This is a genomic window from Nonomuraea africana (genome assembly GCF_014873535.1).
GTDB lineage: Bacteria > Actinomycetota > Actinomycetes > Streptosporangiales > Streptosporangiaceae > Nonomuraea > Nonomuraea africana.
In genome coordinates this window covers 6,371,796-6,383,644 of record NZ_JADBEF010000001.1, presented here as the reverse complement: position 1 = coordinate 6,383,644, position 11,849 = coordinate 6,371,796, and the positions used below count along the sequence as shown (strand labels likewise).

Annotated in this window: 10 protein-coding genes; 3 read left to right on the top strand and 7 right to left on the bottom strand. The window is 70.9% G+C overall.

The window, feature by feature from the left end; genetic code table 11:
• Positions 1–25: 25 nt before the first annotated feature.
• The 7 genes from cysS to H4W81_RS50165 form a co-directional block, all read right to left on the bottom strand.
• A complete protein-coding gene (cysS, locus tag H4W81_RS30215; RefSeq protein ID WP_192777922.1) occupies positions 26–1,393 on the bottom strand; it encodes a cysteine--tRNA ligase in 1,368 nt (455 codons plus the stop codon).
• Between the two features lie 39 nt (positions 1,394–1,432).
• Positions 1,433–3,247, bottom strand: coding sequence for a sigma factor-like helix-turn-helix DNA-binding protein (locus H4W81_RS30210; RefSeq protein WP_192777921.1), 1,815 nt, complete (start codon positions 3,245–3,247; stop codon positions 1,433–1,435).
• A gap of 50 nt (positions 3,248–3,297) precedes the next feature.
• A complete protein-coding gene (locus H4W81_RS30205) occupies positions 3,298–5,103 on the bottom strand; it encodes a UvrD-helicase domain-containing protein (RefSeq protein WP_192777920.1) in 1,806 nt (601 codons plus the stop codon).
• A 4-nt stretch (positions 5,104–5,107) separates the two neighbouring features.
• Entirely contained in the window at positions 5,108–7,369 is a 2,262-nt protein-coding gene (locus H4W81_RS30200; RefSeq protein WP_192777919.1) for a hypothetical protein, read from the bottom strand.
• A gap of 144 nt (positions 7,370–7,513) precedes the next feature.
• Positions 7,514–8,269, bottom strand: a complete 756-nt coding sequence (locus H4W81_RS30195; RefSeq protein WP_192777918.1) for a class I SAM-dependent methyltransferase — start codon at positions 8,267–8,269, stop codon at positions 7,514–7,516.
• A 107-nt stretch (positions 8,270–8,376) separates the two neighbouring features.
• Complete coding sequence (locus H4W81_RS30190; protein WP_192777917.1) at positions 8,377–9,423, bottom strand: ABC transporter substrate-binding protein; 1,047 nt, start codon at positions 9,421–9,423, stop codon at positions 8,377–8,379.
• Between the two features lie 17 nt (positions 9,424–9,440).
• Complete coding sequence (locus H4W81_RS50165; protein WP_420538728.1) at positions 9,441–9,662, bottom strand: putative acetyltransferase; 222 nt, start codon at positions 9,660–9,662, stop codon at positions 9,441–9,443.
• An 84-nt stretch (positions 9,663–9,746) separates the two neighbouring features.
• Between H4W81_RS50165 and fdxA the strand changes: the two genes are divergently transcribed.
• The 3 genes from fdxA to H4W81_RS30175 are packed head-to-tail and all read left to right on the top strand — an operon-like array spanning position 9,747 to position 11,783.
• Entirely contained in the window at positions 9,747–10,073 is a 327-nt protein-coding gene (gene fdxA, locus H4W81_RS30185; protein ID WP_068901325.1) for a ferredoxin, read from the top strand.
• 4 nt (positions 10,074–10,077) lie between these two features.
• On the top strand, positions 10,078–11,148 hold the full coding sequence (gene dapC / locus H4W81_RS30180) for a succinyldiaminopimelate transaminase (RefSeq protein WP_192777916.1): 1,071 nt from the start codon (positions 10,078–10,080) through the stop codon (positions 11,146–11,148).
• Positions 11,149–11,159: 11 nt separating this feature from the next.
• On the top strand, positions 11,160–11,783 hold the full coding sequence (locus H4W81_RS30175) for a DUF4178 domain-containing protein (protein ID WP_192777915.1): 624 nt from the start codon (positions 11,160–11,162) through the stop codon (positions 11,781–11,783).
• Positions 11,784–11,849 lie beyond the last annotated feature (66 nt).

Genomic DNA, 11,849 nt, shown 5'->3' with positions numbered 1-11,849 from the left:
CATGGAGCGCCGAGGGGCGCGCGGGTCAGGCCCAGGTCTGGCCGTCGGGGGTGTCGGCGACCTTCACGCCGAGCGTCGCCAGCTCGTCGCGCAGGCGGTCGGCGGCCGCCCAGTCGTGCTCCCGCCTGGCGCGGGCGCGCTGCTCCAGGAGCTCGGCGGCGCCGGACGGCAGCACCCGCACCCTGCCGATCTCCGACGAGAGGTCGAGGCCCAGCACGTGGTCGAGATGGAGGAAGGACTCGAACTTCGAGCCCGGCGCGACGCTCTCGTCGCGTTCGAGCTCCCGGAGCACCCTGAGGGCCGCGGGCGTGTCGAGGTCGTCGTCGAAGGCGGCCTCCGCCTGCCGTACGGCCTGCTGGTCGAGAGGCGCGGACGGCGACTCCGCCCACTCGGCGACCCTGGTCCGCCAGCGGCGCAGCGTGCGGTCGGCCGCCCGCAGGGTGTCCCAGGTCAGGTTCATCTGCTGCCGGTAGCGGTGCTCCATGAAGGCCAGCCGTACGGCCAGCGGGTCGATCCCCTCGGCTTCCACGTCGGCCAGCAGCACCACGTTGCCCGTGGACTTGGCCATCTTGCGCCCGTCGAACAGCAGGTGCTCCCCATGCACCCACCGCCGCACGACCTCGTGCCCCGCCGCGCTGTCGGACTGCGCGCGCTCGTCCTCGTGGTGCGGGAAGCGCAGGTCGATGCCGCCGGTGTGGATGTCGATGTGCTCGCCGAGGTAGCGCAGCGACATGGCCGAGCACTCGATGTGCCAGCCGGGAAAGCCGCGCCCGCCCCACGGGGTGTCCCAGGCCAGCTCGCGGTGCGAGTGCTTCCACAGGGCCCAGTCGGCGTGGAAGCGCTTGCGCGGGTCGACGCCCTCGACCCGGTGCCCCGGCTTGAGCGCGTCGAGCCGGTTGCCGGAGATCTCCCCGTACGAGGGGAAGGTCTCGGCGGCGAAGAAGACCGAGCCGTCGGGCACGGTGTAGGCGTGGCCCTTCTCGATCAGCTTGGCGATCAGCTCGATCATGAGGTCGATGGCCTCGGTCGCGCGGGGGGTGTGCTCGGGCGGGCGCAGGTTCAGCGCGGCGGTGTCGCGGCGGAAGGCGTCCTCGTAGAACCTGGCGATGTCGAGCGTGGACCTGCCCTCCTCACGCGCCTGCGCGACGATCTTGTCCTCGCCGATCTCGGCGTCGTCGACCAGGTGACCGACGTCGGTGATGTTCTGGCAGACGAGCATGCGGACCCGCCGGCGTTCCAGGATCCTCCTGATGAGGTCGGACAGCAGGTAGGAGCGCAGGTTCCCGACATGCGCGTACCGGTAGACGGTCGGACCGCAGGTGTACATCCGCAGCGCTCGCGCCTGGGGGATGTCCTCGACCTGCCTGGTACGCGTGTCGTAGATCCTCAACATGCACCGAGCCTAATCCGGCGCCCTGCCGGCGGAAAGCGACTACTCGCCCAGGAAGGCCAGGATGTCCCGGTCGCCGCGCTCCCGCAGGCGCGCCAGCACCTCTTCGCGCGTCGCGGTCTCCGGCAGCCCGACCCTGGCCCCGATCAGCCGCAGGCCCTCCGCCTCGGAGTTCACCGGGGCCGTGTACCCGATCAGGTGCAGCGCCCGGTTCAGCGGCCGGAGAGCCGGCTGGGCCGCGGGCAGGAAGCGGGTGAGCAGCTCCCCTCCGTCGGACACCGTGAGGAACACGTGGTCGCCCTCGGAGGCGTTGAACTCCGCCAGCACGTTCCTGATCGACCCCATGGTCGGCTGGTTGTGCCAGGAGATCACCACGTCGCCGGAGGGCGCGGAGGCGGTCAGGGAACCGCCGGGCGCCATGCCGAGATGCGCGGCGAAGCCGGTGGGGAGTGGGGAGCCCGAGCCGCGCAGGTGCTCGGCGTTGACGTCCACCCGGTGCCACCAGCGCCCGTCACGCGACCTGAAGCAGCGCCGCGTCTCCGAGACGTCCTTGCGCGGCTGGTAACCGGGCTGGTCGGGCGCCGCCACCCTGATCCAGCCGCGCTGCGACCGCTCGAACCCCGGCCCGCCGGAGTAGGCGCGGACCGAGCTCTCGCTGACGTCGTAGCGGGAGGTCAGGTTCGTCACGATGGTGTTGACCGAGGCCTCGCCGCCGGCCCGCTCGATCTCCCTGGCGATCATCTCCCTGATCCCCAGGTACTCCTCGCCGCCCCACCGTGCCAGGCCGTACTTGTTCCTGTCGACCCTGCGGAAGCGCGCGTCGGCCGTGAGCTGGTTGCGGATGCCGACCAGGCTGTAGTCCTCGCCGATCCGCTCCTGGATCTCCTCAGGGGTGAGCGGCCGGCCCGCGACGGCCAGCACCGCCTCGGCCTTCTCGTTGACGCTGCGCGGCCAGAGCATGACATGTCCCTCGAAGACCCGCAGTTGCGGCACGGCGGCCAGCCACCGCTCCGCCACGTCCTCGCGGACGCCGAGCTGGGCGGTCATGGCGACCGCCTCGCCGACGGGTCGCGGTCCCTCGGTGAACAGCTGCCTGGTCTTCTCCCTCAGCTCGTCGGCGCCGCCCGCGATCAGCCACCCGTCCACCTGGTCGTAGCCGGTCAGCAGAGTCCGCACGAAGCGCCACACGGGGATGCCGAGCGAGACCAGCTCCGTACGGTGCCACGCCACCGCGTCCGCCAGCTCCTCGGCGGGTACGGCGGCGCCCAGCCGCCCTCGCAGCCACGTCACGTGCGCCAACAGCGGCGCCGCCGTGACGGAGGAGAGCCAGGCTTCCACGTGGTCGCGCAGGTCGCGCTCGATCTGCCTGATCCGCTCCCTGGTCACGGAGAAGCGCTGCGCCAGCTCGTCGAGCGTGGCCCGCTGCTCGGCGTAGACACGGTCGCGCGCGATCGTCCGCTGACGCTCGTCGAGCGAGACGAACAGCTCGTCGACCAGCTGGGGCAGCGGAACGGGCCGGACCTCGGCGACGGGTTCGAGCAGCCGCTCGAAGACACCGCTGAACAGCTTGTGAACCACGTCGCGGCCGAGCAGCTCAGGCGTCCGCTCGCTCTCGGCGGGGTCGGAGAACCTCAGCAACGGCAGGATGTCGCCGAGTTGCAGATGCCCCCACGTGGCGACGGCGAGGTCGGCGAGGCGTCCGGCGACGGCCTGCGCGCCGATGACGGCGCACGCGCGGTCCAGCGGGATCGACTGCCACCATGCTTCGGGCAGCTGAGGATCGTCCGCGAGCGGTGCGATCTGGACGGGGGACGTCCAGCGCAAGGGTGGCGCGAGGTCGCTCAGGCTGAGATTCATTGGGGTCCAACCGGCAAAGGGAAGATATCCGCAGTTCAGAGACTATGTGATTAGGACGACAAAAAAGGGCTACCTCTTCCCGAATGGGAAACGTAGAGCACGGACCTGGCCCGCGTACAGGCAACGTAGAGCAGACCCCGCTCGCGCTGCAGCACTCGCGCCCGGTCACCGGGGTCGGCGGGTAGCGGTTCGGGCACCACACCCTCGGTGATGCCGACCAGCGCGACGTTCTCGAACTCCAGGCCCTTCAGGCCGTGCAGAGTGGTCACCCTGACCTCCTGCCTGGCCTGACGCAACGCCTCCTTGGCCGCCTTGACCAGGCGAGTGGTGCGCGCGGCCACGGCGATCTCCGCGCTGGGCACCCCCTCCTCCCGCCACGACTCGATCGTCGTCACCAGTCCGGCCAGCTCGGCCTCCGGCGTGTCGTAGGCCCGGACCGTCGGCCGCTCGCCGTGGCGGGTGCTGCGGAAGCCGCGCAGCTCCTGCACCCCCTTGACCAGGCCGAGCGTCGGCCCGCCACCGCGCAGCCGGACACCGAAGGAGAGCAGTTCGTGCGGCAGCCGGTAGGAGATGCTCAGGCCGTGCTGGACGGCATGGATGCCGACCGCGCCCAGGGCGATGCGATGGTCGGTGATGCGCTGGTGCGGGTCGCCGACCACGAACAGGTCGTCGGGCGCGCGCGGCACCGCCGCGCGCAGCAGCCGCCACTGCGCGGGGCTGACGTCCTGCGCCTCGTCCACCACGATGTGCCGGTACGGCTTGCGCCCGGGCTCACCGAAGCTCAGCACGTCATCGAGCAGATCGCCGGTGGCCCTGGTGAGCAGCCGCAGCGCCTCGTCGGTCAGCTCGGTCAGCGAGCGGGCCCCCGGGCCGACGAGGGCGGGCTGCCGCCCCTCCACGTCGGCCACGATCCTGATCGCCAGCCGGTCGACGTTGCAGACGTCGATGCGCTTACGGACGGACTCGTCCTCGATGAGGATGTCGAGCCTCGCCGACAGGTCGGTGGCCAGACTCTGCGTGAACGTCACCAGCAGCACCGGCCCGTTCCCGTGCGCGGCCAGGTGCGCGGCCCGGTGCAGGGCGATGAGGGTCTTGCCGGTGCCCGCGCCGCCGGTGACGAGCACGGGATGCTCGTAGTGGTCGGCGCGCGCCAGCCGGTGTTGCGGCGGGTGCAGGAAGACGCACCAGTCCGGCGCGGTGACGATCCGCTCCAGCTCCTCGTCCGTGGCGGCGAACACCGCTCTGTCAGGGCTGCGGACCAGCGCCGCGTACAGGTCAGAGGTGTCGATCGGCTCGGGCGGGTCCCACGAGGTGCGGCGGGAGTCGAGCTCCTTCCACGCCTCGGGCAGCGAGCCGCCCCTGGCCATGACCGAGAGCGGAAGGTACTGCGTGGGCGGCAGCAGCGGTTCGAGCGCCTCCACGTCCGCCTCGTTGCCGATCAGCCTGATGATCGGCAGCAGCGCGAGATCGATTCCCAGGCTCAGCAGGTCAGTGTCGCTGACCGGCTCGAACAGCCTGGCGTGGCCCGCCGAGCGGCGCAGGGCGTGCTCGACCAGGCCGAGCGCCTCGGCGTCCCACTGCTCGACCACCCCGATGACCGGGTTGACGCTGAAGGCGTGCCGCCTGGCGTAGGCCTCGGCCTCGGCGTCGGGCAGCAGGGTGAGCAGCCACGAGACATCGCCCTGCCGTACGACGACGGCCATGTGCTCCTCGGCCATCCGCAGCGTCCCCACCCCTTCGGGGACGGGGACGTGCGTCAGCAGCGCGGGCAACGCGGCCATGACCTCCCTGCGCGCAGGCGGGGCCAGAGCGCTGAGCTCCCTGGGGAAGTCGGGGGCGATCGCGAGCCGCGGCACGGGCTCAGTCCAACAGTTCGAACAGGTCACGGTCCCCGCGTTCGCGGAGCCTGGTCTTCAAGTCCTCGAGACTGACGTTGCCCGACATGCCAATCCTTATGGCGATGATTCTGGCGGCGTGTTCGATGGCACTGCTGAGGCCGGTGTAGTCGGCCAGTCGCAGCGCCTTGGAGATCTTACTCGCGCCAGGGGTGGAGACCGGGAGGTGTTTGGCCCGCAGCACGCCTTCCTTGGAGAGCGTGATGAACAGGTGGCCGCCCTCCCTCGCGCCGACGTCGGCCAGCAGCCTGCCCATCTGGCTGATCGACGGCCTGCCGTGCCAGCTCATCATCAGCTCGCCCGCCGCGCTCCTGACCGTCCAGCTCGCGCCCGGGGTCAGCCCGAGGTAGGCGGCGAACCCGCTGGGCAGCGCGCACTCGCCGGTGGCCAGCTGCTCGGCCGTCACGTCGATCCGCAGCCACCACCGGCCGTCGGGCTGGCGGAAGCAGCGCTTGGTGAGCGAGACGTCCTTGAAGCCCTGGTACGGCTTGCCGTTGCCGTCGGCGGGTCCGTCCTGCTGGACCCGCGGGGGCTCGGGTGCCTGGAAGGGCGGCTGTGGCGGCAGCGAAGGGAAGGGGGCTTCCTGCGAAGGCGCTTGGAACGGCGCGTCCGGCGGGATGGCGGCCTGGAACGGCGGCTCCTGGGCCGGTTGGAAGGGCGGTTCCTGGGCCGGGGGCGCCGGCTGGAAGGGCGGTTCCTGGAACAAGGGCGCCGGCTGGAAGGGCGGTTCCTGGACCTGGGGTGCCGGGTGGAAGGGCGAATCCGGCGGGGGCGGCGCGAGGTCGGGGACGCGCACCAGTGCCGCCATGGTGGCCTGCACGAACTGCCAGGCGGGCACGTCGAGGGCGCGGATCTCCTTGCCGTGCCACCCGGCCGCGCCGGCCAGCAGCTCCTTCGGCGGGTTCTCGCCCAGGCGCGCGCGCAGCTCGTCCAGGTGGGCCCGGTAGGGCGCCGTCTCCTCGGCGGCCAGCCAGCGCTGCAACCGCTGGCGCAGCGCGGCCTCGACGGAGACGATCTCCTCCTTCGACACGGCGAACAGCTTGGCCAACTGCTCGACGGCCGAGGGGGTGTCGGTGAAGACGCGGTTCTGCGCCACGGCCCAGGACTTGTCGTCCAGTCCCGCGAAGGAGGACTCGATGAGCGCGTGCAGATCGTGCTGGTCCGCTACGGCCAGCGCGGCCACGGGCTCCTCGGCCGGCTCCGCCTCGACGAGCGGCTCAGGTTCTCTGGCCGCGTCGAGGAGCGACTCATGGGCCTCGGCCGCCTCGACGGGCGGCTCGGGGTACGCGGCCACGTTCGCCGCGATGGGCGGCTCAGGCTCTCCGGCCGCGTCCACGGGAGACTCAGGTGCCTCGGCCGCCTCGATGGGCGGCTCGGGGGCCTCGGAGCGAGACTCCTCCTCGTGCTCGGCCTCCTCCGCGTCGGGGTCGGTGTGGAAGTCGCCCTGCGGTTCGACGGGTGCCGGCTCGTGGTCCTCCTGATGCACGGGCGAGTGGGACTGGAAGGCGTCCCACCCCTGCTCCTCGTGCTTGACGACCGGCTCGGGGCCCGCCACGGGCTCCGGCTCCTCGACCGGCTCGGCCGCGACGAGAGGCTCATGCTCCTCGATCGGCGCATGCTCCTCGAGCAGCTCGGGTTCCTCGACCGGCTCGCGCTCCGCGACGGGCGCGGGCTCCGGGGTCTCGAACGGCTCCTGTTCCGCGGCGGGCGTCTCGACGACGGGCTCCGGCACCACGATGTGCGCCTCGTCGGCGTGCACATCTTCGGGCACCGCGCCGACAGCGGGCGCCGCGTCCACCACAGGTGCCACGTCGGCCGCGGGCGGCGCCTCGACGCGGCGCTCCCCGATGGGGGCGCCCGGGGCCAGCCGGACGAACACCGACCCGAAGAGCGTGTTCAGCACCGGACGCGCTTTCACGAACGGCTGGTCCATCAGCTCGCGGCTGCTCAGCGCCAGCAGCCCCGGCCACGACCCCGCCCGGTCCAGGGCGATCGCCACGTGCGGCTCGTCGGCCTCGTCAGGGTCGAGCACGTGCAGCGCGGGCAGCACGTCGCCGACGGCCGCCGCGGGCCAGTGCTCCAGCGCGATCTCCGTCAGCAGCTCACCGAGGGACTCGGGCCCGATGGCGGACAGCACCCGTGGCACGGGCAGGCTCCGCCACCAGGCCTCGGGTAGGTGCGGCTGACCGTGGAGCAGTGTGATCGCGGCCGCGTCGCTCCACCTCAAGGGTGGTACGAGGTCGCTCAGGCAGAAGTTCATCCTGTTCCGTTCACCAGCCCCTCACGCCGCTGTCGCGGCGCAGCCATACTCTTGCCGCCACGGAACAGACCATAGCCGCGCAAAACAGCCCTGTGCATCATGGAGTACGCATCAGCGCCGGACGGCGGCGAAGCGTAGCCGCACGTAGTCGGCCATCCACCCGGTCTCCCTGCGGAGAGCGGGGGCGGCGAGCTCGTTGACCCGTCGGAGCAGGGCGTCGACCAGGTCGGCCGGCAGCCCTTCGAGCAGGGATCCGGCGTACATGCGCACCCAGTCGGCCGCCCCTCCCGGGCACTCGTCGAGCGGGGTGGGCCGGTCGAAGTTCTCCAGCAGCCTGACGACGAAGCCCTCCTCCTCCAGCAGCCTGGAGTGCTCGGCGGGGGTCGGGAAGTACCAGGGCAGCTCAGGCTCGCGCAGGCCGTACTCCCGCCACGCGGTCGAGAGCGCGGCGGTCAGCTCGGCGCAGTTGCCCGCCCCGCCCATCTCGGCCACGAAGCGGCCGCCAGGCCGCAGGGCCTCGCGGACGTTGGCGACGACGGTGCGGGGATCGCGGCTCATCCAGTGGAGCGCGGCGTTGGAGAAGACGGCGTCGTAGGCCTGGACGACGCTGAAGTCGTGGCCGTCGCCGACGATGAAGTCGATGCCGGGGTGCTGGGCGAGCGCCTTCTCGATCATCGCGGTCGAGCCGTCGATGCCGAGCACGCGCGCCCCCCTGGCGGCGATCTCGGCGGTCAGCACGCCGGTGCCGCAGCCGAGGTCGAGCACGTGCTCGCCCGGCTGCGGATCGAGCAGCTCGACAAGGGGAGCGCCCTGCGGTGAGACATAGCCGAAGCTGCTGTCATAGGCACGAGCGTTCCACCGTGTCATGCTCGGTGTGTCGTATCGCAAGACCGATCAGCTCCCCCCGTAGTGGGACAACAACTCTAGGGGCTGAATGTCTCTACGACATATCAGTCACACCGGGCGCACCGGTCTCACCTGCCCCAGGTCTTGTTGACGTACTTCTTCGCCGCGTCGGTCTGCGGGATCGTGAGCAGCACCGGCGGCCCCGGAGGCGCAGGTAGCCGGGCCGCGGTCTCGGTGTCGAGCGTGCCCTTCATGAGCATCGCCTCCCCGCGCGCGGGACGGGCGTAGCCCTTGAGGAAGAGGTTCTGGCCCTCGTCGGAGAAGAGGAACTCCTGCCACAGCCGGGCCGCCGCCGGGTGCGGGGCGTCCTTGTTGATCGCCTGCACGTAGTACGCGCCCAGCGGTGAGTCCTTGGGGATCGTCACCTTCCACGACGTGTCGGGCTCGGCCGCCCGCTCGGCGTTGAGGTAGTCCCAGTCGACGACGACGTTGGCCGTGGCGGGCTCGGCGAGCCTGCCCTCCTTCTTGAGCTTGGTGAACAGCTCGACCCCGCGCTGCACCTGGGGTACGCCGTTCTGCAACGAGGCGGCCATGACGCCGTTGAAGGCGGCGGCGGTCTGGCGCGGGTCGCCGGGCAGGGACACGGTGTAGCCGGGCTTGAGCAGGTCGGCGAAGGACGCGGGCGGCTTGACCTTGGCCGAGTCGTACGCGAGCGACATGTATCCGCCGTAGCCCGCGTACCAGGCGCCGTTCCTGTCCTTCACGTGGTCGGGGAGGTCCTGCCAGCCCTGCACCTTGTACGGCGCGAAGCGCTGTGCGTTGGCCACGGCCACCTCGAGGGTGAGGTCGAAGGCGTCCGGCTTGAGCTGCGCGGCCGCCTCGATCTGGCGGCGGCTGCTGGCCCCGGGTTCGAGCTGGTTGACTTTGATGTCGTACTTGTCGGCGAAGGCGTCGATGATCTCGCCGTAGTTGACCCAGTCGCGGGGCAGGGCGATGAGGGTGAGCGCGCCCTCCTTCTTCGCCGCCTGCACGAGCCCGTCCATGGTCGAGAATCCGGCCTTCATGGAGGCGGCCTGCGCGTTGACGGGCGGAAGCGGCTTCTCCTCCGTGGTCGAAGCGGCGCATCCTGCGCTGACAAGAACGGCGGCGATGGCGGCACACGTACGTACGGTCACGCTATAGATACTTACGGTTACTTCCGCTCAGGTCGAGGAGGCACGACCTTCGCGGCCACCAAATGCTCCTCGGAGATCTCCACCAGGCTGCCGTCGCGTTTGCGGATCCGGAGGGTCCCGCCGTCCCACGATTCGAGCACGCCTACCGCGTCACTGAAACCGCCTGGCACTCTTCTGCGAGTGGTGACCCGTGCCCCTATGTCCGAGGTTGTAATCGCGATCTCCAGGCGAGCGGCCACGAGTTTGCCACCCTCCGTTCCGGACACTTGGCTGACCCGGCAATACTAGGGCGTAGAGAACCGCAGTCTATGAAGGAGCTCGACGTGACGTACGTCATCGCGCAGCCTTGCGTGGACGTCCTTGACAAGGCGTGCATCGAGGAGTGCCCCGTCGATTGCATCTACGAGGGCGAGCGCATGCTTTACATCCACCCCGACGAGTGCGTGGACTGCGGCGCATGTGAGCCCGTGTGCCCTGTAGAGGCGATCTTCTACGAGGACGACCTTCCCGAGCAGTGGAAGGACTTCTACAAGGCGAACGTGGACTTCTTCGAGGACCTGGGCTCGCCCGGGGGCGCCTCGAAGGTCGGCAAGATCGAGAAGGACCACCCGGTCGTCGCCGCGCTGCCGCCGCAGGCCGAGGAGCACTGAGCCGGTGCACAATCTGCCGGACTTTCCGTGGGACCGGCTGGTGCCGTACAAGGAGCGGGCTCAGGCGCACCCCGACGGCATCGTCGACCTCTCGGTCGGCACCCCTGTCGATCCCGTGCCGCGGATCGTCCAGGACGCGCTGGCCGGGGCTGCCAACAGCCCTGGCTACCCCCTGACGTACGGCACGGCCGGGCTGCGCGCCGCGGCGGCGGAATGGCTGCGCCGCAGGCACGGCGTGACCGTCGACGAGCGGGCGGTGCTGCCGCTGATCGGGTCGAAGGAGTTCGTGGCCTGGCTGCCGACCCTGCTCGGCGCCAAGCGGGTGGTCCTGCCGGAGCTGGCCTATCCCACCTACGACGTGGGCGCCCGCATGGCAGGAGCCGAGGCGGTGGCCGCCGACGGGCTGCTCTCGCTCGGCCCCGCGCAGGTCGACCTCGTCTGGGTCAACTCGCCCTCCAACCCCACGGGCAAGGTGCTCCCCGCCGAGCACCTGCGCAAGGTCGTCTCGTGGGCGCGTGAGCGCGGCGCGATCGTGGCCTCCGACGAGTGCTACATCGAGCTCGGCTGGGAGGAGGAGCCGATCTCGATCCTGCACCCCGACGTCTGCGGCGGCTCCCACGAGGGGCTGCTGGCGGTGCACTCGCTGTCCAAGCGCTCGAACCTGGCCGGATACCGGGCCGGATTCGTCGCGGGTGATCCCGCGCTGGTGGCCAGGCTGCTCGAGATCCGCAAGCACGCCGGCATGATCATGCCCGAGCCGGTGCAGACGGCGATGGCGGTCGCGCTCGGCGACGACGCCCACGCCGACGCCCAGCGCTCGATCTACGCGGCGCGGCGCGAGGCGCTGCGGCCCGTGCTGGAGAAGGCGGGCTGGCGCATCGACCACTCCACGGCGGGCCTGTACCTGTGGGCCTCAGACGGCGGCGACTGCTGGGATCAGGTACGCCGCCTTTCCGAAATCGGGATTTTGGTCGCGCCCGGAGATTTCTACGGATCCGCAGGTCAAAGCCACATCCGCATCGCTGTGACGGCCACCGACGAACGCATCGGTGCGGCGGTGCGTCGCCTCCAGTAGGATCCCGCGGCATGACCTCCATGGTCGTCATCGGACTCAGCATCGCCACGGTCGTGATCGTGCTGGGCGGCCTCTACGCGACCATGCGCAAGGGCCGCCCGCCCACGGCCTCGGTGTCCACGCTTCCCACGCACGACACGATCGGCTCCGACTATGACGACCCCCGCACCATCGAGGTGGGGGACAGCATCGAGACCCACGGCAGGCGCGCCGGGGTCACCGGCGCGCTGCACATGTCGTGGCAGGGGCGGCAGTGGACCGAGCACCTCCTCGACGACGGCTCGCGCCGTCCGGTGTGGCTGTCGGTGGAGGTACGGCAGGGCCTGGTCTCCACCGACCCCCCGCACCTGGAGGTCCTGCTCTGGAACAGCGTGCCGACGCAGGGCATGATCCCCGCCAAGAGCATGCTGATCATGGAGGGCGTGGAGTTCTTCCCGATCGAGCGGGGCACGGCGGCGTTCAGGTCGGAGGGCGAGACCGGGCGCCCCGAGCGGGGGCTGCTCGACTTCGCCGACTACCGGGCCGCCGACGGCAGGCTGCTGTCGTTCTCGCGGGTGCAGGGGGAGGGATGGACGGCCAGCTACGCCCAGCCGCTACCGCCCGGCTCGATCACCATCGTCAGCCGCGCCGCGTAACCCGTGCCCCTCGGCCGCTCCTACCGGTGCTCCCAGCCCGGTGCCTCATGACCGCTGGACCTGCTG